Source organism: Bradyrhizobium sp. 2S1 (assembly GCF_011516625.5).
Taxonomy (GTDB): Bacteria; Pseudomonadota; Alphaproteobacteria; order Rhizobiales; family Xanthobacteraceae; genus Bradyrhizobium; species Bradyrhizobium septentrionale.
The window spans coordinates 5,759,607-5,780,458 of the sequence record NZ_CP147717.1 but is presented as its reverse complement, the minus strand read 5'-3'; the positions used below and the strand labels follow the sequence as shown (position 1 = coordinate 5,780,458).

At 64.1% G+C, this 20,852-nt stretch carries 20 protein-coding genes; 9 read left to right on the top strand and 11 right to left on the bottom strand.

All coding sequences use genetic code 11. From position 1 onward, the window contains the following. Positions 1-180: 180 nt before the first annotated feature. Positions 181-1,383 (bottom strand): pyridoxal-phosphate-dependent aminotransferase family protein, encoded by a 1,203-nt coding sequence (locus HAP54_RS27400; protein ID WP_166305613.1) that lies wholly within the window; start codon positions 1,381-1,383, stop codon positions 181-183. Between the two features lie 132 nt (positions 1,384-1,515). Between HAP54_RS27400 and HAP54_RS27395 the strand changes: the two genes are divergently transcribed. The 3 genes from HAP54_RS27395 to HAP54_RS27385 all read left to right on the top strand — a co-directional run bounded on the left by HAP54_RS27395 (position 1,516) and on the right by HAP54_RS27385 (position 5,774). Then, positions 1,516-2,268, top strand: a complete 753-nt coding sequence (locus tag HAP54_RS27395) for a GntR family transcriptional regulator (protein ID WP_166305610.1) — start codon at positions 1,516-1,518, stop codon at positions 2,266-2,268. Positions 2,269-2,380: 112 nt separating this feature from the next. Further along, complete coding sequence (locus HAP54_RS27390; RefSeq protein WP_166305607.1) at positions 2,381-5,353, top strand: FAD-binding and (Fe-S)-binding domain-containing protein; 2,973 nt, start codon at positions 2,381-2,383, stop codon at positions 5,351-5,353. Then, positions 5,346-5,774: a GlcG/HbpS family heme-binding protein gene (locus tag HAP54_RS27385; RefSeq protein WP_166305604.1), complete on the top strand. Its 429-nt coding sequence runs from the start codon at positions 5,346-5,348 to the stop codon at positions 5,772-5,774. The genes HAP54_RS27390 and HAP54_RS27385 overlap by 8 nt, the downstream gene beginning before the upstream one ends. Before the next feature lie 53 nt (positions 5,775-5,827). On the opposite strand, the gene HAP54_RS27380 is transcribed toward HAP54_RS27385, so the two are convergent. The 3 genes from HAP54_RS27380 to HAP54_RS27370 all read right to left on the bottom strand — a co-directional run bounded on the left by HAP54_RS27380 (position 5,828) and on the right by HAP54_RS27370 (position 9,892). Continuing rightward, entirely contained in the window at positions 5,828-6,607 is a 780-nt protein-coding gene (locus tag HAP54_RS27380; RefSeq protein ID WP_166305601.1) for an enoyl-CoA hydratase/isomerase family protein, read from the bottom strand. Positions 6,608-6,686: 79 nt separating this feature from the next. Next, positions 6,687-8,783 carry a molybdopterin oxidoreductase family protein gene (locus HAP54_RS27375; RefSeq protein ID WP_166305598.1) on the bottom strand — a complete coding sequence of 699 codons (2,097 nt, stop codon included), beginning with the start codon at positions 8,781-8,783 and terminating at the stop codon, positions 6,687-6,689. Positions 8,784-8,908: 125 nt separating this feature from the next. Continuing rightward, positions 8,909-9,892, bottom strand: coding sequence for an ABC transporter substrate-binding protein (locus tag HAP54_RS27370; protein WP_224741764.1), 984 nt, complete (start codon positions 9,890-9,892; stop codon positions 8,909-8,911). 236 nt (positions 9,893-10,128) lie between these two features. On the opposite strand from HAP54_RS27370, the gene HAP54_RS27365 reads away from it, so the two are divergent. Continuing rightward, positions 10,129-11,103: a Bug family tripartite tricarboxylate transporter substrate binding protein gene (locus HAP54_RS27365; RefSeq protein ID WP_166305593.1), complete on the top strand. Its 975-nt coding sequence runs from the start codon at positions 10,129-10,131 to the stop codon at positions 11,101-11,103. A gap of 38 nt (positions 11,104-11,141) precedes the next feature. Further along, complete coding sequence (locus HAP54_RS27360; RefSeq protein WP_166308472.1) at positions 11,142-11,840, top strand: molybdate ABC transporter substrate-binding protein; 699 nt, start codon at positions 11,142-11,144, stop codon at positions 11,838-11,840. A gap of 98 nt (positions 11,841-11,938) precedes the next feature. On the opposite strand, the gene HAP54_RS27355 is transcribed toward HAP54_RS27360, so the two are convergent. After that, positions 11,939-12,745, bottom strand: coding sequence for an SDR family NAD(P)-dependent oxidoreductase (locus HAP54_RS27355; protein WP_166305590.1), 807 nt, complete (start codon positions 12,743-12,745; stop codon positions 11,939-11,941). A gap of 154 nt (positions 12,746-12,899) precedes the next feature. Between HAP54_RS27355 and HAP54_RS27350 the strand changes: the two genes are divergently transcribed. From HAP54_RS27350 to HAP54_RS27335, 4 genes are all read left to right on the top strand, one after another. Further along, entirely contained in the window at positions 12,900-13,595 is a 696-nt protein-coding gene (locus HAP54_RS27350) for a cyclase family protein (protein ID WP_166305587.1), read from the top strand. A 19-nt stretch (positions 13,596-13,614) separates the two neighbouring features. Beyond that, positions 13,615-14,610, top strand: a complete 996-nt coding sequence (locus tag HAP54_RS27345) for a Bug family tripartite tricarboxylate transporter substrate binding protein (RefSeq protein ID WP_166305584.1) — start codon at positions 13,615-13,617, stop codon at positions 14,608-14,610. A gap of 104 nt (positions 14,611-14,714) precedes the next feature. Next, positions 14,715-15,428 (top strand): amidohydrolase family protein, encoded by a 714-nt coding sequence (locus tag HAP54_RS27340; protein WP_283843190.1) that lies wholly within the window; start codon positions 14,715-14,717, stop codon positions 15,426-15,428. Next, entirely contained in the window at positions 15,386-15,811 is a 426-nt protein-coding gene (locus HAP54_RS27335; protein WP_339156902.1) for an amidohydrolase family protein, read from the top strand. Before HAP54_RS27340 ends, HAP54_RS27335 begins: the two co-directional genes overlap by 43 nt. Positions 15,812-15,909: 98 nt before the next feature. On the opposite strand, the gene HAP54_RS27330 is transcribed toward HAP54_RS27335, so the two are convergent. From HAP54_RS27330 to HAP54_RS27305, 6 genes are all read right to left on the bottom strand, one after another. Next, positions 15,910-16,179, bottom strand: coding sequence for a hypothetical protein (locus HAP54_RS27330; protein ID WP_166305581.1), 270 nt, complete (start codon positions 16,177-16,179; stop codon positions 15,910-15,912). A 130-nt stretch (positions 16,180-16,309) separates the two neighbouring features. Further along, positions 16,310-17,053 (bottom strand): Crp/Fnr family transcriptional regulator, encoded by a 744-nt coding sequence (locus tag HAP54_RS27325; protein WP_166308469.1) that lies wholly within the window; start codon positions 17,051-17,053, stop codon positions 16,310-16,312. Between the two features lie 274 nt (positions 17,054-17,327). Next, positions 17,328-18,167 (bottom strand): phosphodiesterase, encoded by an 840-nt coding sequence (locus HAP54_RS27320; protein ID WP_166305578.1) that lies wholly within the window; start codon positions 18,165-18,167, stop codon positions 17,328-17,330. Between the two features lie 9 nt (positions 18,168-18,176). Beyond that, entirely contained in the window at positions 18,177-19,241 is a 1,065-nt protein-coding gene (locus tag HAP54_RS27315; protein ID WP_166305575.1) for an ABC transporter ATP-binding protein, read from the bottom strand. Next, positions 19,238-20,023: an ABC transporter permease gene (locus HAP54_RS27310; protein ID WP_166305572.1), complete on the bottom strand. Its 786-nt coding sequence runs from the start codon at positions 20,021-20,023 to the stop codon at positions 19,238-19,240. Before HAP54_RS27310 ends, HAP54_RS27315 begins: the two co-directional genes overlap by 4 nt. Before the next feature lie 4 nt (positions 20,024-20,027). Further along, a complete protein-coding gene (locus tag HAP54_RS27305) occupies positions 20,028-20,843 on the bottom strand; it encodes an ABC transporter permease (RefSeq protein WP_166305569.1) in 816 nt (271 codons plus the stop codon). Between the last annotated feature and the right edge of the window lie 9 nt (positions 20,844-20,852).

Here is a 20,852-nt window from a genome sequence, read left to right as displayed (position 1 = left end):
AATCGTAAGGCCCCGCGTTCAGCATAACCCGGCAGGAATCCACTTAAATCCCGCGGGGCGCTGTCCAAACAACCGGCGCCAGCTCTATGGGTGGCCTTGAACCGAAGCCTCATATCCTCCCCTTCCCTGATCCCCGATTTTTCTGTGCCGTTGGCCTGCGGGATGCCGGTAGGTGATCGCTTAAGTGCTGACCACCTTCAGATGCGACGGCGCGTTGTGCTGATCGCGCTGCTCAAGAATCCGCATGGCGGCCTCGACGCCACCCGCACGATGCGGGACGCCGGCGACCGACAGCCCCATCTCGACGCCGGTGAGCGCACCAAGCAGCGTCAGCTCGTTGCACTCGCCGAGATGGCCGATGCGGAACACCTTGCCGGCAACCTTCGACAGGCCGGCGCCGAGCGACATGTTGAAATTGTCGAGCACGACCTTGCGGAACTGATCGGCATCGTGGCCGGGCGGCATCATCACCGCGGTCAGCACCGGCGAGAATTCCGATGGCTCCTGGCAGAGATTCTCGAGCCCCCATTGACTGACGGCAGCCCGCGTCGCGGCGGCGAGCCGCCGATGGCGCGCGAACACGTTGTCGAGCCCCTCCTCCAGCAGCATCGCGATGGCTTCGCGCAGCCCGTAGAGCAGGTTCGTCGCCGGCGTATAGGGGAAGAAGCCCTTGGCGTTGGGCTTCAGCATCTCCTCCCAATCGAAATAGGAGCGCGGCATCTTGTTGCTGCGCGACGCGGCGCGCGCCTTGTCGGAGATCGCGTTGAAGCCGAGGCCGGGCGGCAGCATAAAACCCTTCTGCGAGCAGCTGACGCTGACGTCGACCTTCCACTCGTCGTGCCGGTAGTCGACCGAGCCCAGCGAGGAAATGGTATCGACCATCAGGAGCGCCGGATGCGAGGTGCGGTCGATCGCGGCGCGGATATCCGCGATGCGGCTGGTGGCGCCGGTCGAGGTCTCGTTGTGGACGACCATCACCGCCTTGATGCTGTGGGCGGTGTCGCCGGCGAGTCTCGCCTCGATCTCGGCGGGGTCGGCGCCGCGGCGCCAGTCGCCGGGCATGAAGTCGACCTCGATGCCGAAGCGGCCGGCCATCTGGCGCCAGAGCGTGGCGAAGTGGCCGGTCTCGACCATCAGGACCTTGTCGGCCGGCGACAGCGTGTTGACGATCGCGGCCTCCCAGGCGCCGGTCCCGGACGACGGGAAGATGACCACCGGTCCTGCGGTCTGAAACACCTTCTGGCTGCCCTCGAGCACGGTGCGGCCAAGCTCGCCGAATTCGGCGCTGCGGTGGTCAATGACCGGCATGTCCATCGCGCGAAGAACGCGGTCGGGGACCGGGCTCGGTCCCGGAATCTGGAGAAAATGGCGCCCTTGATGCATGAGAACCTCCCAATCGCCGTGCTTCAGTCCGCTGGTCGGCTATTTTGCATTCATTTTTTGTCTTTTCAACGCATATTTGGTATTCGATTGGAGACGTCGACGCGACCCTGTGGGTAAATTATTGTCCTGGATATGAAATCTGCGATTCCCGAAACCGGGGTTCCGATCACCCCACCGGCCGCCAGCAATGGCGGCGACCGCCAGGAAGCCTCGCTTCATGGCGAGATCCTGTTGCGGCTTCGCGACTATGTGGTGGAGGGCAACATCCCCGAAGGCGGGCGCATTCCGGAGCGGCAGCTCTGCGACATACTGGGGATATCGAGGACGCCGCTGCGCGAAGCACTCAAGGTGCTGGCCGCCGAAGGCCTGATCGAGCTGTTGCCCAATCGCGGCGCGCGGGTGCGCCGGCTCAGCCCGCGCGACCTCGAGGAGCTGTTCGACGTCATGGCAGGGCTCGAGAGCCTGGCCGGGCGGCTGGCCTGCGAAGCCATTACCGATGAGGAAATCGCCGCGATCGAGCGGCTGCATTACGAGATGTACGGCCACTATCTGCATCGCGACATGCACGGCTATTTCCAGGTCAACCAGCGCATTCACGAGAGCATCGTCGCCGCCGCGCGCAATGAGACCCTGAAGACCGCCTACGCCAATTTCGCGGGCCGGATCCGCCGGGTGCGCTACTCCGCCAATTTCGCCCGCAAGCGGCAGCGCTGGGCCGAGGCGATGCGGGAGCACGAAGCGATCCTCGATGCGCTGCGCCGCCGCGCCGGTAGCGAGCTCAGCGACATCCTGTTCGCCCACCTGCGCAACAAGCGGACCGCCGCCATCGAGCACCTCGCCGAGGGACCGGACGCCGCCGACGAGGCGACGCTTCAGGGCGACTAGCCTTGAGGCCGCAAGTCTTGCTCATTATGAATTCATAATGTTATTTTGGTCGCCATAGAATGAATAATCAACGGGCAGTTTCGGCTGCGTTGTGGATCACATCGGATCTGCGATGAAGAACGCCTCATCGCTTGAACAGCGCCTGCGGTCCGAAATGACCGGCGACGTCTTTTTCGATGCCTTCAACCGCGGCCGCTACGCGACCGACGCCTCGTTCTACCAGGTCATGCCGGCCGGCGTGGTGGTGCCCCGAACCATCGACGAGGCGCTGCGGGCGCTCGCGATCGCCCGCGACGACGGGCGGATCGTCACCCCGCGCGGCGGCGGCACCTCGCAATGCGGCCAGACCGTCAATGACGGCATCGTGGTCGACCTGTCCAAGCACCTGAACCGGATCCTCTCGCTCGACGTCGACAACCGCACTTGTGTCGTTGAGCCCGGCATCGTGCTCGACGACCTCAACCGCCAGCTGAAGAAGCACGGGCTGTGGTTTCCGGTCGATGTCTCGACCGCGTCGCGCGCCACGATCGGCGGCATGGCCGGCAACAATTCCTGCGGCGGCCGCTCGCTGCGCTATGGCACGATGCGCGACAACACGCTGTCGATGGATGCCGCGCTTGCCGACGGCACGCTGCTGCATTTCGGCGAGGTGCCGCGCGATCTGACGCGGATCAATTCTCGCGACAGCGGATCGCGCCTGTTCCGCGACATGCTCGATCTCGGCGAGCGCGAGGCGGCCGAGATCGCGGACAAATTCCCGAAAGTGCAGCGCCGCGTCGGCGGCTATAACCTCGACGCACTGGTGCCGCGCAATGCGCCGAACAACATGGCGCATCTCCTGGTCGGATCGGAGGGAACGCTCGCCTTCACGACCCAGGTCGAGCTGAAGCTGTGGCCGGTGATCCGCAACAAGGCGCTCGGCGTCTGCCATTTCGGCAGCTTCTACGAGGCGATGGACGCAGCCCAGCATTTGGTCAAGCTGCGCCCGATCGCCGTCGAGCTGGTCGATCGCACCATGATCGCGCTCGGCCGCGAGATCGCGATGTTCCAGCCGATCATCTCCCAGGCCGTGCGCGGCGATCCGGACGCCATCCTGGTGGTGGAGTTCGCCGAGGAAGATCAGGCCGACAATCTCGCCCGCCTCAAGCAGCTCGGCGAGCTGATGGCCGATCTCGGCTTCGGCTGGGACAGGCCGCAGCGCAAATGGGGCGGCGTGGTCGAGATCGTGGAGCCCGCGCTGCAATCCGGCATCGCCGATTTCCGCGCCGCCGGCCTCAACGTCATGATGTCGATGAAGCAGGAGGGCAAGCCGGTCTCCTTCGTCGAGGATTGCGCGGTGCCGCTGCCGCACCTCGCCGACTACACCGAGCGGCTCAACGCGGTCTTCGCCAGGCACGGCACCCGCGGCACGATGTATGCGCATGCCTCCGAAGGCTGCCTGCATGTGCGCCCGGTGCTCAATCTCAAGCTCGAGAAGGACGTCAAGGCAATGCGCGCCATTGCCGAGGAAGCCTTCGAGCTGGTGCGCGAATACAAGGGCTCGCATTCCGGCGAGCATGGCGACGGCCTGGTGCGCTCGGAATTCCACGAGACGATGTTCGGCGCGCGCATCGTTGCCGATTTCCGCGAGGTCAAGCAGCGCTTCGATCCGGACAACACGCTCAATCCGGGCAAGATCGTCGATCCACCGAAAATGGACGACCGCTCGCTGTTCCGCTTCTCGCCGGATTATCGCGTCGGCGAATTGAAGACGGTGCTGGACTGGTCGGCCTATCCCGGCGCCGGCGGCGGTTTCCAGGGCGCCGTCGAGATGTGCAACAACAACGGCGCCTGCCGGAAGCTCGAGGGCGGCGTGATGTGCCCGTCCTATCGCGCGACCCGCAACGAGAAAGACGTCACCCGCGGCCGCGCCAACACGCTGCGGCTGGCGATCTCGGGCCAATTGGGTCCGGACGCGCTCGCCTCCGACGAGATGATGGACACGCTGAAACTCTGCGTGTCCTGCAAGGCGTGCCGTCACGAATGCCCGACCGGCGTCGACATGGCCAAGATGAAGATCGAGGTGCTGGCCGCGCGCGCCGCAACGCACGGCCTGTCGCTGCGCGACCGGCTGGTGGGCTATCTGCCGCGCTATGTCGATCTCGCCTCGCGCCTTGCGCCGCTCGCGAACTGGCGCAACCGCAGCCCGCTGCTGCGCGCGCTGTTCGAGAGACTCGCCGGCATCAGCGCCAGGCGCGCGCTGCCGGCGTTTCGCCGCGACACGTTCCGGCCTGACGCCGAGGTGCTGGGTCCGCCTGATGGCCGCGAAGTGGTGCTGTTCGCCGATACGTTCAACCGCGGCTACGAGCGGGAAAATCTCGCCGCGGCGATCGAGGTCCTGCTTGCCGGCGGCTATCGCGTCCACCTCCCCAAGCCTTTGGATGGCGGCCGGCCGCCGTGCTGCGGGCGGACATTCCTGTCAGCCGGACTGGTCGAGCAGGCCCGGGCCGAGCTCGACCGGCTGGTTGCGACCTACGCGCCGTTCGCCGCCCGCGGCGTGCCGATCATCGGTCTCGAGCCGAGCTGCCTGCTGACCCTGCGCGACGAGCTGCTATCGCTGCGTTCGGATGCGCTTGCGAAGACCGTGAGCGCGCACGCTTTGCTGTTCGAAGAGTTTTTGGTACGCGAGGCAGAGGCCGGGCGTCTCGCCTTGCCGCTTGGCGCGGTCGCCGGCAAGGCCGTCGTGCACGGTCATTGCCACCAAAAGTCCTTTGGCGCGTTCAAGCCGGTGGAGAAAGTGCTCCGCCTGGTGCCGGGCCTCGAGGTCAAGACCATCGAGTCGAGCTGCTGCGGCATGGCCGGCGCGTTCGGCTATGGAGCGGATACCTATCAGGCCTCGATCGAGATGGCCGAGCTGTCGCTGCTGCCGGCGATCAGGAGCGCCGATCCGGACACGCTGATCGTGGCCGACGGCACCTCATGCCGGCACCAGATCATGGACGGCAGCGGCCGCACGCCGCTTCACGTTGCCAACGTATTGGCGATGAGCCTGAAGTGTGCGAAATCCAGTTCAGATCAATCGATAAAGGAAGAGGCCCATGGCTGATCTCACTCTCGACACTGCCCGCAAGATTCTGGATGCCGCGCTGGCCAAGGGGGTCGAGAAGAAATTCAAGCCGCTCGTCGTCACCATCCTCGACGCCCGCGGCGCCGTGAAGGTGACGGCCGCACAGGACGGCACCAGCCTGATGCGGGCCGAGATCGCCCATGGCAAGGCCTATGGCGCGCTGGCATTGGGAATGGGATCGCGCGCCCTGTTTCAGCGCGCGCAGGAGCAGGCCTATTTCGTCGACGCCGTGAACACGCTGGCGCAGGGCCGGATGGTACCGGTCCCCGGCGGCGTCTTGATCATGGACGGCTCTACCCTGCTCGGCGCCGTCGGCGTCAGCGGCGACACGTCAGACAATGACGAGATCTGCGCCGTAGCCGGCATCGAAGCCGCCGGCCTGAAGGCCAACGCGAGCTAGCGATGCGCACCGCCGCGCGACCCAGTCGCGCAGTGCATGGCCGTCGCGCCGCTCTAGCGCCCGGTCCATGTCGGCTTGCGCTTCTCGCCGAAGGCCTTGAGGCCTTCCTTGGCGTCCTCGGTCATCGCGAGCAGCGCAATCTGGCTTTCGGTGTAGGCGATGCTTTCGTCGAACGACATCGACGCGATCGCCCGCATGGCGTATTTGCCGCGTCGGATCGCCGTCGGCGACTTGTCGACGATGCGCCCGATCAGCCAATCGACCTTGGCGTCGAGCTCGGCCGCGGGCACGACATAGTTGAGAAGGCCGGCCGCCTGCGCAGTCCTGGCGTCGAACGGCTCGCCGGTCAGCGCCCATTCGTTGACGAGGCGCGGCGGGGCGATCGATTGCAGCAGGCTCAGCACCTGCATCGGAAACACCCCGACCTTCACCTCGGGCAGGCCGAAGATCACGCCATCGGCGGCGACCGCCATGTCGGTCATGCACAACAGCCCCATGCCGCCGGCCATGCAGACACCGCCGACCCGCGCGATCACAGGCTTGGTCGAATTCTGCGACAGCCGCAACAGGTCGGCGTAGTCGACATTGGGACGCGAATAATCCATCGAGAACGCCGCGCCGCTATTCTGCAAATCGGCGCCGGCGCAGAACGCCTTGTCGCCCGCGCCCGTCAGCACGATGACGCGAACGTCCTTGTCGTCATGCGCATCGCGGTAGCCCTTGGCGATGCCGGCGATCACACCCGCATTGAGCGCGTTTCGCTTGTCCGGGCGGTTGATGGTGATCCAGAACGCCTGCCCGCGCTTCTCGAGAAGAACGCTGTTGTCGGTCATGTTTCCCGCCTGTTTTCTTGCCTGTGCGCTGTTGTCAGCCCACATTTGCGGCAGGATCGGCGCCGACTGCAAGCAGGATTTAGGCGGCCGACGCCTTCCTGATCCAGACCTTGTTGTCGTGGAACGCGGCGCCGCCAAGCGGCGCGACGGCCTCCGCTCCGGTCAGCATGTTGATGCCGCGGCCACCGATGTGGGACTTGTTCGGGTGGATCGATTCGGCGATCAGCACGCCGCGGCGAACGCCATCGAACAGTTTCGCGGTCAGCGTGGTCTCGCCGCGCATGTTGCCGAGCGTCACGGCCTCCCCGTCGGCGATCGACAGCGCGGCCGCATCGTCGGGGTGAATCATCACGGTCGGCGCGCCCTCGCGGGCCTGCGACGACGGCGTTTCGTTGAAGCTGGTGTTGAGGAAGCTGCGCGAGGGCGATGTCGCCAGACGGAACGGGTGCTGCGCGTCGGCCTCCTCGATGATCCTCCAGTGGTCGGGCAGCGAGGGCATCTTGTCCCATGCTCCCATCAACCCGCCTGTGCCGACCGGGACCTTGCCCCAATCGACCTTGAAGTGGAACTTCTTGTCGGCGTGGGCAAATCCATCGAGATAATGCGACGTGCGGAAATCGGGTTGCAGATCGCGCCACAAATCGGCTTCCAGCGTCGCGATATCGCCGTGGCCGCTCTTCTTCAAAGTTGCGTCTATCAGCTGGCGCGGCGTCATGTCGAAGCCGGGATGCACGGCATTGAGGCGGCGGCCGAGCCCCTGCATCACCTCGTGATTCGAGCGGCACTCGCCGGGCGGATCGATCAGCTTCGGGCCGACCGAAATGTGCTGATGGCCGCCACCGTAATAGAGGTCATCGTGCTCCATGAACATCGTCGCCGGCAGCACGATATCGGCCATCTGGGCCGTCTCGGTCATGAACTGCTCATGCACCGCGACGAACAGATCCTCGCGGGCAAAGCCCTGGCGCACCAGCGCCTGCTCGGGCGCCACAGTCATCGGATTGGTGTTCTGGATCAGCATCGCCTTGACCGGCCCACCGCCGCGCAGTGCTTCGGCATCGCCGGTGAGGATGCGGCCGATCTTCGATTGATCGAGCACCCGGGTGCTGGGATCGATCGCGTCGTGGCCTTCGATGATCGACTCGTCGAAGCGCCTGATGCCGGCATTGTTGAAGAAGGCGCCGCCGCCCTCATATTGCCAGGCGCCGGTGACCGCGGGAATGCACGTCGCTGCGTGCATCTGCGCCGCGCCGTTGCGGCTGCGGGTAAAGCCGTAGCCAAGACGGAAGAAGGAACGCTTGGTGGTCCCGACCAGCCGGGCGAACGCCTCGATCTCCTCAACCGGCACGCCCGAGATCGCCGACGCCCATTCCGGCGTGCGGGTCTTCAGATGCGCTTCCAGTTCGTCGGGGCAATCGGTATAGCGCGCGAGATAGTCGCGATCGGCAAATCCCTCGCGGAACAGCACGTGCATCACGGCGCAGGCGAAGGCGCCATCGGTTCCCGGCCGCAGCAGGATCTTGATGTCGGCCTGCTTCATGGTCTCGTTGTTGTAAACGTCGACCGCCGCAATCTTCGCACCGCGCTCCTTCCGCGCCCGCGATGCATGCGTCATCACGTTGACCTGGGTGTTGACCGGATTGGTGCCCCAGATCACGACGAGGTCGGAGACGCCCATCTCGCGGGGGTCGACGCCGGCGATCTTGCCGGTCCCGGCCGCAAAGCCGATGCGCGCGATGGTTGCGCAGATCGTGCCGTAGAAGCGCGAATACTTCTTCACATGCGACAGACGGTTGAGGCCGTCTCGCATCACGAGCCCCATTGTGCCCGCGTAATAGTAGGGCCAGACCGACTGGGCGCCGAACTCCCGCTCGGCGGCATCGAAACGCGCGACGATCTCGTCCAGCGCCTCGTCCCAGGAGATCCGCTCGAATTGGCCAGAGCCTTTCGGACCGGTCCGGCGCAGCGGATACATCAACCGTTCGGCATGATGAATCCGCTCGGCATAACGCGCGACCTTGGCGCAGACCACGCCGGCCGTATAGGTCTGCTGCTTGGAGCCGCGTACCCTGCCGATCGAACGTCCGTCGATCACCTCGACGTCGAGCGCACATGCCGAGGGGCAGTCGTGCGGACAGGTGGAATGGCGGATGTCGGCCTTGGCATGCTGGTTCATGGCCAAATTGGTAACATCAAATGCCCCCTCCGCCGAGGGGCATTATTGACCCAGTCTCGGCGAAAACCGCGCATATGCCATGCGGCAGGCGCCCAAATGCTCGGCAATCGAGCCCACGCCGTCCGTCAAACGCGGAAGATGCGGGTGTAGCGCGATTTGATCGATTCCCCTTCCCGCTCCACCGCCGCGGGATCGTCCTTCATCGTCTTGATGTCCTTCAGCGGCTTGCGGCCCGCCTTCTCCTGGGCCTGCGCGTGGACCGAGCGCAAGCCGCCGATCTCGATGTTGAGTTGCTGCCCCTCGCGCCCGAGCGCGAACGATTGAAACAGCCTTGCGGCGTTCGGATGCGGGCAATCCTTGAAGATCCCGTTCGGGCCGACAATGAGCGGCGACCCTTCGGTGGCGTAGACCGGCTCGACCGGGCGGCTGGCCTCCTTCATCTGAAAGATGTTGTACTCGTTGCCGTCAGCCATCACGGCGCGCTCGCCGAGATCGAGCTTCTTCGGCGGATCCGTCGAGGACTGCACCTGCATGATATTCTGCTTTGCGAGCTGCTCGAAAAAGCTCCAGCCGAGGTCGCGCTGCATCTGATAGGTCGCAGTCATGATGGTGCCGCTATAGCCGGGATGCGCCTTGACGATCTTGCCCTTCCATTTCGGGTCGAGCAGATCGGCAAAGCTCTTCGGCGCCTCCTCGGCCTTCACCAGATTGGTGTTGTAGGCAATGATCGACAGCCAGACCCGGAAGCTTGCGAACTGGCCGTCGGGATCGCGATGCTCGTCCGGATAGTATCTTGCGACCTCCTCCGGAACATAGGGCGCCAGAATGCCGTCGCGCTTCCACACGATGAAATGTGCGGCGTCGGAGGAGTTGACGACGTCGACCGCATGAATGTTGCTGGAATATTCCTGGCCGACCCGCTGGAACACGCGCTCCGCGCCGGTGCGTTCGACACGCACGGTGATCCCCGGATATTTCGCTTCGAACGCTCTTGCCAGCTTCTCGGCGACCGGCAGATCGGTCGAGGTGTAGTAGACGACCTGGCCCTCTTTCCTCGCCGCCTCGATCAGCGTCGGCGTGACCGGTTCGGCGGGTGGCGCAGCGGCCATCACACGCGTTGAAAAAGCGGCCCCTGCCAGCACAGCGCCCGAGCCCTTGAGCATAGCGCGGCGCGATAGCCCAGGATGTTTCCTCATGTGATTCCCCGCACGCGATGGCGAAGTTGAATACACCGTCCTCCCGCTGATATTCCGATGCGCAAGGACGGAGTCTGTCGTCGACAGAGGCTTCAGGTTGCCGCTAGACTTCTAACCAAGAAACAAGACTAAAGTTGGGGAGAGGATCAATGGCGGGCTTACGGTACGCCTTGGTGCTTGTCGCGGCGCTGCTGACCGGGTCGATGGCAGGCTCATGTGCGGATGCCGAGGACTATCCTGCCCGGCCGGTCAGGATCATCGTTCCCTTCGGTCCCGGCGGCCCGGCCGACGTCGTCGCGCGACAGATCGGCAGCATCTTGCAGGAAAGCCTCGGCCAGCCCTTCGTGGTGGAGAACCGCACCGGCGCCGGCGGCGTGATCGGCACGCTCGAGGTCGCCATGGCGACGGCCGACGGCTACACCCTGCTGATGATGTCGAACACCCAGACCGCGAATGAATCGCTGGTGCCGCAGCGCAAATATGAGCTGATGCGCGACCTCACGCCGATCGCGTCCCTGAACACTTCCGACCTCGTGATCGTGGTCCACCCTTCTGTGCAAGCGAAGACGCTGCAGGACTTCATTGCATTCGCAAAAGCCCAGCCCGGAAAACTGAATTACGCCTCGTCGGGTCAGGGCACGCCCCATCACATGGCCGGCGAGTTGTTCAAAGCCATGGCCGGGATTGACGTCATGCATGTGCCCTACCGCAACAGCGGCGAAGCCCGTAGCGGCGTCATCGGCGGCCAGGTCCAGATGATGATCGACGCCGTGCCGGCGATGGCGGCGAATGTTGCCGAAAACCAGGTGCGCGCGCTCGCAACAACCGGCAAGGTTCGTTCGGCGGTGCTGCCCAACGTTCCGACGGTGATCGAGGCCGGTGTCCCCGGCTATGAGGCAGCGATCTGGCTCGGCTTGATGGCGCCGGCGGGTACGCCGAAGCCGATCATCGACAAGCTCAACACGGCCGTGAGCGCCGCGATCAGGCGGCCGGATGTCGAGAAGCTCTGGGCCGCGCAGGGCGCAGTACCGATGCCGATGACGCCGGACGAGTTCGACAGATTCCTGCGCGCCGATATCGTGAAGTGGGCGGACGTCGTCAAAAGGCTGGACAAGACTCAATAGGCACGCGGCGGGCAAGACATGGCAATGGAACAGTGCGAATGAAGACGTTGAACATCCTGAGCGGTGGCGCCGCGCAGGGCCTGGTCCGCAGCCTCGCGCCGGCCTTTGAAGCCGAAACCGGTCTCAGTATTACCGGCGATTTTGGTGCGGTCGGCGCCATGGCCGACAAATTGCGCGCCGGCATTCCGACCGACATCGTCATCCTCACCGCCGCCCTGATCGCGAAGCTTGCCGACGAAGGGCTGGTCCTGCGCAGTTCGATTGCCGACATCGGCCGAGTTGAAACGGCGCTTGCGGTCCGGGCGGGCGATCAGCCGGTGAGCGCAAAGGATGCGGCGAGCCTGCGCGCGGCGCTGCTCGCTGCGGACGCGATCTTCGTGCCCGATACCAAGGCCTCGACGGCCGGAATTCACGTCGCCAAGGTCCTCGCACAGCTCGGCATTGCGAACGATGTTGCCAACCGGCTGAGGATCTTTCCCAACGGCGCGACCGCGATGCGGCATCTGGCTGCCACCAATGACCGGCGGCCGCTCGGTTGCACGCAATCGACCGAGATCATCAGCACCCAGGGTGTTGTGCTGTCGGGCAACTTGCCGCCGGGATGCGACCTTGCGACCATGTATACGGCCGCTGTTCCGACGCAGGCAGCCTCTGCATCGCAGGCGCTACGCCTGATCGCGTTGCTGACGTCGTCGGATGCATCGCAGCTGCGCAGCAAAGCGGGCTTCGTCTCTTAGAGCCTTTCCCGTTCCGATTGAATCGGAACGGGGCTCTAGATTCTCGTTTTGACGCGTTTTCTTCACGCGAACCGGCATCCACTTCGCTCGAAAACGCTCTAGCGCGCCAACTGCGTGAGACCCGTCGGCGGTCCGTCGACCGCGGTCCAGCCACCGTCGACGAACAGCGTGCTGCCGCTGACATAACTCGCCGCATCCGAAGCGAGGTAGGCGACGGCGGTCGCGACCTCATCGGCACTGCTCCAGCGATTGAACACGGTGTGGCCGGCGTAGAGATCGTAGATGTCGGGCCGCTGCTTGAACGGGCCGGTCAGCGCGGTCTCCGCGATGCTCGGCGCGATCGCGTTGACCCGGACGCCGGATCGGCCGACCTCGGACGCGAAGCCCTTGACCAGCAGCCCGATCGCAGCCTTGGTCGATCCATAGACCGCAAGCCCCGGCTCGATGGTCACTGCGCGCACGGAAGAGCAGGCAATCAGGCTGCCACCTTGCTGCTTGACCATGATGCGGCCGAACGCCTGGAAGAACCAGACCGTGCCCTTGATGTTGAGGTTGATGACACGGTCGAGATCCTCCTCGGTGTAGTCGAGGATGGTCTTGCGGATGTTCAGGCCCGGCGTCGTCACCGCGATATCGATCCGACCAAATTCCGCGAGCGCCTTCGCCGCCAACGCCTCGACATCAGCACCATCAGCCGCATCGCAACTGACGGTCGTTGCCGATCCGCCCTGTTGCCGGATCGCCGCGGCGGTTGCTTCCGCTCCTTCCTGGGCTCGATCCGCGCAGAGCACGCGCGCGCCGAGCGACGCCAGCGCTTCGGCCGAGGATTTGCCGATCCCTGAGGCAGCCCCCAACACGACGGCCGTCTTGCCGGTGAGATCAAATAGCTTGCGATAGTCGGTCACGTGAACTCTCCCTTCGGCAATGCGTGCCGGAATGCCCGATTTGCTTCAGGTTCTGCACCGAGGGCAAGCGGCATCTTGCACAAGCGCGGCAAACGCGTCAGCATCATGGGTAGAAGCGCGCCTGCGCCAGCTCCGCCAAGAAAGGGCACCCGTCGTGAGGATCGTCGACCTGAGCCGAGAGCTCTATCACCGCACGCCGAGCTATCCCGGCCATCCGCCGATCATCCACGGGATGTGGAAGAACCACGCGGAAGCCCTCGCGGATTCGCGAAATGTCTATGGGTTGGCATCGATGTTCATCTCGACGCCTGACCATGGCGGAACCCATATCGATGCGCCCCGGCATTTCGGCCCGAGCGGCATCCCGATCAACGAATATCCGCTGGAGAAGTGCATCGTGCCGGGCATCTGTCTCGACCTGCGCCATATTGCGCCGCGTGCCGAGATCACCCCGTCCGATCTCGACGCCGCCGTGAAGGCGGCCGGACGGCCGATCCCGAACGGCGGCACCGTCCTGCTCTGCACCGGGCATCATGCGAGGACCTTTCCGCGCAAGGAATATTCGACCGACAATTCCGGCGTGAATGTCGCCGCCACTGAGTGGCTCGCGAAGCAAGGCATCGTTCATTTCGGCATCGATTCGATGCGCCCGGGTCCCGATAGCGACGAGAACCTCCTGGTTCACAAGGCCTGCCTCGACCTCGACATCACCCACATCGAAAGCCTGTGCAATCTCGAGGCCCTGCTTGGCCAGGGGCAGTTCACCTTCATCGGCCTGCCGATGAAATGGCGCGACGGGACGGCATCGCCGATCCGCGCGGTGGCGGTGTTCGGCCTGCAGGAGCCGTGATGCGGGTGAGGCATATCCAATGACGGGCAGCAGGCCAGCCTCGCCCTCGCGTCGCGCCATCTTGAAGGCCGGTGGCGTGCTCGCGGTCGCGGGTCTCGCCGGGGAAGCCAGGGCGGCCGGCTATCCGGAACGCCCGATCAAGGTCATCGTGCCGTTCGCGCCGGGCGGGCCGACCGACATCATGGCCCGCATCCTCGGTACTCACCTCGGCGAAGCGCTCGGCGGCACCATCGTGGTCGAGAACCGGCCGGGCGGTGGAGGCAATATCGGGATCGGCATAGCGGCACATGCCGACGCAGACGGCTACACGCTGCTGATCACGTCGAGTGCCTATGTCGTCAATCCCGGCCTCTACGCCAAAATCCCGTACGATCCGGCGAAAGACTTTGCACCAATTGCCGAGCTTGGTACCTCGCCCAACGTGATCCTGGTCAATCCGAAGCTCGGGATCAATTCGGTCGCGGACCTGGTCGCGCGTGCCAGGGCCAACCCGGACGAACTGAACTATGCGAGCCCAGGCCTGGGGACGACGCCGCATCTCGCCGGAGAGCTGTTCAAGATCACAGGCCAGATCCAGATGACGCACGTGCCGTTCTCGGGCGCCGGTCCGGCCATCCAGGCGATCCTGAGCGGAACGACCCAGGTCGCGTTTGCAGCGCTCCCACCTGCCCACCCGCACATCGAGTCGGGCGCGCTAAAGGCGCTGGCCGTCACCGGAACCTATCGATGGTTCGATTTGCCTGATGTGCCGACCATGATCGAGCTCGGCTACAAGGATTTCGTCTCCGACACCTTCCAGGGTTTTCTTGCGCCCGCAAATGCGCCCTCCTCCATCGTCGCGCTGCTGTCGGCGAAGTCGATCGCGATCCTGAAGACACCGAAGATCACCGAACAGCTGCGCAATGACGGTTTCGAAGTGCTGGCAAACGGCCCCGACGGCATGCGCGAGCGAATTGCGGACGAAGTGCCGAAATGGCGCGACATCATCGCAAAGGCCGGGATCAAGCCGGTCTGAGCAGATCAACATTGCGCGACACGCACAGCGTGTGGCCTTGCGACCGCCAAAGCGCATCCCTACGCTGCCCCCCATAACAAAACAACACTTGGGAGGCGATCGTCATGGCTACAAGGCGGGATTTCCTGAAGGTGGGAGCAACGGCGGCGGCCGGCATCGTGTTCTGCGGCTGCGGGCTCGTGCACAACGCGAACGCGCAGCAATCGCGCCAGAAATTGCCGGTCTCCGTCAATGGCAAACGCGTCAAGACGATCGACATTCATTCGCATTGCCACTTCCGCGAGGCGGGAGCCCTGCTCGGTGCCGACGCCGGAAGACTGCAACTGCCGCCGGTCAACGGCGCCGTTGAGGCCTTCGTCGAGATCGACAAGCGCCTGGCTGCGATGGACGCGCAGGCAGTCGATATGGAGGTGCTGTCGATCAATCCATACTGGTACGACCGCGATCGCGAGCTTGCCGGGCAGATCGTGAAAATCCAGAATGAAAAGCTCGCCGAACTCTGCGCTTCAAAGCCCGAGCGGTTTGCGGCCTTCGCCTCGCTGACGCTGCAGGCGCCTGATCTCGCCGTGCAGGAGCTGGAGACGGCGGTCAGGAAGCAGGGCCTGAAGGGTGCGGCGATCGGCGGCGTCGTCAACGGCGTCGAATTCTCCGATCCGAAACTTCATCCGGTGTGGGCCAAGGCCGAAGAACTCGGCGTCCCCCTGTTCATCCATCCGCAGGGTGTGCCGGAGCTCAACAAGCGGCTCTCCGGCAATGGCGCTGGCTCGGCAACACGATCGGCAATCCGCTCGAGACCACGATCGCGCTCTCTCACCTGATCTTCGAGGGTACACTCGATCGCTTCCCGGGATTGAAGGTCATCGCCGCGCATGGCGGCGGCTACCTCCCCTCCTATGCCGATCGCTCGGACCATCCCTGCCTGGTCGGCCCCAAGGGATGCAACCCGGACATCAAGCTCCAGAAAGCGCCGACGGAATATCTCAAGCAAATCTATTTCGACTCCCTGATCTTCACGCCTGAGGCCATCCGGCACCTCGCCGCCCAGGTGGGCTCCGGCCAGATCGTGCTGGGAAGCGACTATCCCTATCCCTGGCAACTGGCACCGGTCGACCACATCTTCGCGTGCACGTCGCTGAGCGACGACGACAAGGCCAATATTCTCGGCCAGACCGCAGCAAAGCTGCTCGGTGTTGCCGCGTGAGGATGGAAGCGGAGCGTTGGACGATCTGAATTGCCGACGTCGCATCTTGGCGCGTGACTTTGGCACGCGACCTTGGCACGCGACGACGGCATCAACGATCAGTAGGCTTTCACTGTCCGTATTTCGTTGCCCGGCCGGGCCGTTGGCGCCGGCTGTGCGATGTTGGGCACCGGATCAGCGTAGATGGCATCAGTTCCAGCGAACTCGGCTTGCGCCGCGTCCGATATCCATTTGACCGCCGCCGGGCGACTGACCAGCATCCCGATCAAGGCAACGATGACGAGCACCGGCAGAGCGATCAGCTTGATGCTGAAGCTCTGGTAGTTGCTCTGCGGGTCCTGCTGTCGCTTGTCGAAAGAGCCCTGCATGGATTCCTCCATAGTGTGCGCCCCGAAGCGTCACTTACCGCAATGCATGGAAGGCCGATGTGATTGGTTTCACAGGGCCTGCCAAATTCACCGTTTCGTGACATGCCTGACTGGTCGGCGGCCGCGGCAACTAGTCGCCGTCATCAGCTCCGGCCTCGACCAACGCTTGAAGCGTCTCGGGCTTCAGCACGACGATCGCGCCATGCTCAAGCCTGACCCAGCCGCGTATCGCCCACGCCCGGAGCTGCTTGTTGATGCTCTCGCGTGTCATGCCGACCATCTCGCTGATCTCCTGCTGGGTGATCGAGATGGTGCGCCCTTGCGGCTCGCGCTTGTGCTTGTCACTCAGGCGCAGCAGCGCGCTGGCCAGGCGACCGGGCAAGTCCTGCAGGATAACCTGCTCGACCTGATCGCTGGTCCGGCGCAATCGTTCGCAAAGCAGTTCGATGAACTTCATCGCGAGCGTCGGCTGGCTGCGCACGAAGGGAATGAACTCGCGCCGGTCGATGACGAACAGCTCGCAATTGCTGTTGGCGGTGGCATCGGCCGTCCGCGACAAGCCGTCGAGCAGCGCGATCTCCCCGAATATCTCTCCTGCCTCGATCAGGTTCAGGATCGCGTTACGACCATCCGGCGATGAGATGCTGATCTTCACGGTGCCCGAAATCACCGCAATCAAACTCGTGCCGGGATCGCCCTTGGAAAAGATCGTCGTCCCGCGCTTCAGCGTGGTGTGCTTGGCGTAGCGGCAGAGCTGATCGAACGCCTCCGGCTCAAGATCTGAGAAATAGGGATGCTTGCGCAGCACCGAAAGCTTGTTGTTCGGAAACGACGGCGCACCGGCAATTCGTTCTATGGGCGACGCACCGGTCATTGTCATCCAGACTGATTGTGTTGCGTTTAATCGGCCGCCAGAGCGGACGCCGACAAAGCCATCGATCAATGAAAGCGGAGGGGACTATAACCCCGCCGGGGACCTACAGCAACAAAGGTCCGTGCAGGGGATTCAAAGTACAATTTGGAATAAATAAACACCTAGTTGCAACGCTCAATTGTACCCGACAGCGGCACCTGATCCGGAAACCCGGTCCGGCAACGCAAATCCCGCGTGGCGAAACGCCTCTGTGCTGGCCGGCGCCCGGCCGGGCTCACAGCAGCTTGCCGTCAGGCCCAAAGAACGGATGCGGCCCGTCGAACTGACCGATTGGGACCTGATGCGTGACCAATTGCCCAAAACCCTGCCCGGGAAACCACGCGTGCAGATGAAACGCAGGCGGTTCCACCTTGAACGACGGTTCTCGGAGCTGTCCGAGATCCAGGTCGACCGCATGGTTTGGCGCAGGACATATTGTCACGGGAATGCCGGCAAGGGTGGTAAGCATGGCCCGGTGAACGTGCCCGCACGCGATCAACTGCGCACGCGGGTGGCGCCTGACGATTGCGGCCAGTTCCTCGGCATTGAACAGGTCCTGGCGGTCCATGTGCCAGATCCCACCCTTGAACGGCGGGTGATGCAGGAAAAGCAGCGCCGGCCGATCGGTCGCCGTCGCCAGCGTCGCATCCAGCCATTGCAACGTCGACGCTTCAAGCAGGCCATGCGGCTTCCCGGCAACGCTTGAATCAAGCAGCAGGAGATCGAGGCCGTTCACCTCGATCTTCTGGTCGAGCGGTCCCGTTGCGTGAGCATAAGGCGCGGCGGGAAATGCTGCGCGCATCCACTCCCGCGAGTCGTGATTGCCGGGAATGCCGGCTAACGGCAGGCGCAGCGGCGCGAGCAATCGCTTGAGATAGTCGTATTCTTCGACGGACGGCGTATCCACAAGGTCGCCCGAGATGACGACGAAATCCGGTGCAGGCTCGAATGCACCGAGCGCCGCCACACAGCGTTCAAGCGCCTTGGCGGTATCGACGCGGCCATAGGCCAGCGCGCCGGGCGGCTTGATGTGGAGGTCGGATATCTGGGCGATGAGGACCGGTTTCGACGGCATCGATGGAGCTCAGGGTTCGGAGGGCAGGACACGAAGAGCATCGGGCGCGATCGAAAGTCCGATCCGGTCGCCGACTTTGGCTTGAATCGTGTTCGGCGCATCGACATTGAGCGGCTTGCCCGATGCACCACTCACGACGATCCGCTGCCGGTCGCCGATGAAACTGACGGAATCGACGATACCCGAGAGCACCCCCGCGCCCGCGCCGGTCTCCGTCACGCGGATGGTTTCGGGGCGGATCATGACGGTTGCATTCGCAATCGTCGCTCCACCGTCGATCGGCAATCGCCCGCCGGGCAGCTGCAATACACCGTTCTCGATCGGAGCTTCCACAATGTTCGCTGCGCCGATGAACTCCGCCACAAACCGATCCTTCGGCGCGAAGTAGACCTCGCGCGGCGTTCCGATCTGGGCAATCGCGCCCTTCCGCATCACCACAATGCGATCACCCAGTTCCATGGCTTCGGCCTGGTCATGCGTGACATAGATCGTCGTGATCCCGAGCGCGCGCAACAGCCGGTTGAGTTCGCTGCGCAGCCGGTCCCGCAAGGCGGCGTCAAGGGCGGTCAAAGGCTCATCGAGCAGCAAGATGCCGGGCCGGATCGCAACCGCACGCGCCAATGCGACGCGCTGACGCTGGCCGCCCGAAAGCTGGTCGATGCGGCGGTTCTCCAATCCGGTGATGTTCGTCAGCGTCACCAGCTCGGCGACGCGTGCGACCCGCTCGCTCCTCGCGACACCGCGGATCTTCAGGCCGTAGGCGATATTGTCCGCCACCGTCATGTTGGGGAACAAGGCGTAGGACTGAAACACCATTCCGACATTACGCCGCTCGATCGGGACCGAGGTCATATCCTTGCCGTCGAACAGGACCTTGCCGCCGGCATCGGGCAACTCGAGGCCTGCAATGATGCGCAGCATCGTGGTTTTGCCGCAGCCGGATGGCCCGAGCAGCACCAGCGTCTCGCCGCGCGCAATGTCGAGGGTCGCGGGATCGAGGGCGCGCGTGCCGTCGGCAAACGTCTTGCCGCAGCTTTCAATCTGCACCGCTGCGCCATGGCCGTCCGTACTCATCGCTTGGGATCCCTGTCAGCCAGCAGCTGCATCGCAACGAGGAGCGGAATGATCATCACGAAGAAGATCAGGGTGTAGGCCGAGGCCACTTCGAGCCGCATCGAGGCGTAGCTGTCGGCGAGCCCGATCGGCAACGTCTTCGTCAGCGGCGTATGCAGCATCCAGGTCAGGTTGAATTCGCCGAGCGACAGCGTGACCACCATCAATGCGCCGGCCAGAATTCCCGGCAGGGCATTCGGCACGATGACATCGCGAAATCGCCGCCACGGCGATGCGCCGAGCGAGGCGGCGCCTTCATCGAGCGTCTTGATGTCCACGGTGGCAAACACCGCCATGACCGACCGCACCATGAACGGCATGGTGAAGATCACGTGGCCGACCAGGATGAACAGCCAGGAACGGCGAAAGCCGCCAAAGCTCCCATAGGAGAGCAACAGTGCAAGCGCGATCGCAAGTCCGGGGATCGCCAGTGGCAACGTGATGATCTCCTCGACGATGCGCGCAAGCCGGCCGCCGCGCGCATGCAGCGCATAGGCGGCGGGGACGCCGGCGACCAGCGTGACCGCAAGGGTCGCGAAGGCGATCACGAAGGAGAGCAGGATGGTGCCGGCATAGAGCTCCCAGACCTGCGCCACCCATTGCAAGGTGACACCGGACTGGATACCGCGGAAATAATTGACGGTGACCCCGGCGGAGATCGAAAGCCCCGCCGGCACCACCAGGAATGCCGCGACGAGCAGTGTGAAAATGAATTGGCCGGCGAAGATCAGGCGGTCGCGCATGGGTTCACCCGGCCGCCGCGACCGCGCTGCCGCTGAACGTGCGGGCAAGCGCAAGGATGAGCCAGGTGATCAGGCCAAGTCCGACCGATAATGCTGCCGAGGTCGCGAAATTGGCGGCCAGCGTGAACTCGGTGTAGATCAGCATCGGCAGCACGTCGATATTCGTCGCCAGCGTGAAAGCGGTCCCGAACGCTCCCATTGCGGTGGCAAAGGCGATCGCACCGGAAGCGACGAAAGCCGGCGCGAGCGCCGGCAGCACGACGTCACGCTGCACCGCCCATGGGCTGGCGCCGAGCGACCGCGCGGCTTCCTCCAGGCCGACATCGAGCTTCTGTACGGCCGCCATGATGGTGAGGATCACGCGCGGGATCGAGAAATAGAGATAACCCAGGAAAAGCCCGTAGATCGAATAGGCGAAAACGATCTTCTCGCCGAAGATCCTGTTCGAGAGATCGCCGATCAGCCCCTGTCGTCCGGCCAGCAGAATGATCATGAAGCCGACGACCACGCCGGGAAACGCCAGCGGAAAGGTCAGCATTGCGATCAGCACGGCCCGCCCGGGAAAGCGGTGCCGCTGCAGAAACATTCCGGCAATCGTCGCCGCGATCAGCGTCACGACCGTGGTTGCCGCCGCGAGAAGCACGGTGTTGATCAACGTCGCGCGATAGCGGCCTTCCGCAAGGATCGCGAGATATCCGGCGAGCCCGTGCGGCCCTTCGGCACCTGCGATCACCAGCCGTGCCATCGGCAACAGGAAGAATGCCGTCGTCACCACCGCAAGCGGCAGCAGACAGAGCCAAACAAAGGACTTTTGCGACATCGGAAGATT

Coding starts and splice junctions, on each gene's coding strand:
- HAP54_RS27400 (WP_166305613.1), bottom strand. CDS start 1,383: ATGCATCAAGGGCGCCATTTTCTCCAGATTCCGGGACCGAGCCCGGTC.
- HAP54_RS27395 (WP_166305610.1), top strand. CDS start 1,516: ATGAAATCTGCGATTCCCGAAACCGGGGTTCCGATCACCCCACCGGCC.
- HAP54_RS27390 (WP_166305607.1), top strand. CDS start 2,381: ATGAAGAACGCCTCATCGCTTGAACAGCGCCTGCGGTCCGAAATGACC.
- HAP54_RS27385 (WP_166305604.1), top strand. CDS start 5,346: ATGGCTGATCTCACTCTCGACACTGCCCGCAAGATTCTGGATGCCGCG.
- HAP54_RS27380 (WP_166305601.1), bottom strand. CDS start 6,607: ATGACCGACAACAGCGTTCTTCTCGAGAAGCGCGGGCAGGCGTTCTGG.
- HAP54_RS27375 (WP_166305598.1), bottom strand. CDS start 8,783: ATGAACCAGCATGCCAAGGCCGACATCCGCCATTCCACCTGTCCGCAC.
- HAP54_RS27370 (WP_224741764.1), bottom strand. CDS start 9,892: ATGGCCGCTGCGCCACCCGCCGAACCGGTCACGCCGACGCTGATCGAG.
- HAP54_RS27365 (WP_166305593.1), top strand. CDS start 10,129: ATGGCGGGCTTACGGTACGCCTTGGTGCTTGTCGCGGCGCTGCTGACC.
- HAP54_RS27360 (WP_166308472.1), top strand. CDS start 11,142: ATGAAGACGTTGAACATCCTGAGCGGTGGCGCCGCGCAGGGCCTGGTC.
- HAP54_RS27345 (WP_166305584.1), top strand. CDS start 13,615: ATGACGGGCAGCAGGCCAGCCTCGCCCTCGCGTCGCGCCATCTTGAAG.
- HAP54_RS27340 (WP_283843190.1), top strand. CDS start 14,715: ATGGCTACAAGGCGGGATTTCCTGAAGGTGGGAGCAACGGCGGCGGCC.
- HAP54_RS27330 (WP_166305581.1), bottom strand. CDS start 16,179: ATGCAGGGCTCTTTCGACAAGCGACAGCAGGACCCGCAGAGCAACTAC.
- HAP54_RS27325 (WP_166308469.1), bottom strand. CDS start 17,053: ATGACCGGTGCGTCGCCCATAGAACGAATTGCCGGTGCGCCGTCGTTT.
- HAP54_RS27320 (WP_166305578.1), bottom strand. CDS start 18,167: ATGCCGTCGAAACCGGTCCTCATCGCCCAGATATCCGACCTCCACATC.
- HAP54_RS27315 (WP_166305575.1), bottom strand. CDS start 19,241: ATGAGTACGGACGGCCATGGCGCAGCGGTGCAGATTGAAAGCTGCGGC.
- HAP54_RS27310 (WP_166305572.1), bottom strand. CDS start 20,023: ATGCGCGACCGCCTGATCTTCGCCGGCCAATTCATTTTCACACTGCTC.
- HAP54_RS27305 (WP_166305569.1), bottom strand. CDS start 20,843: ATGTCGCAAAAGTCCTTTGTTTGGCTCTGTCTGCTGCCGCTTGCGGTG.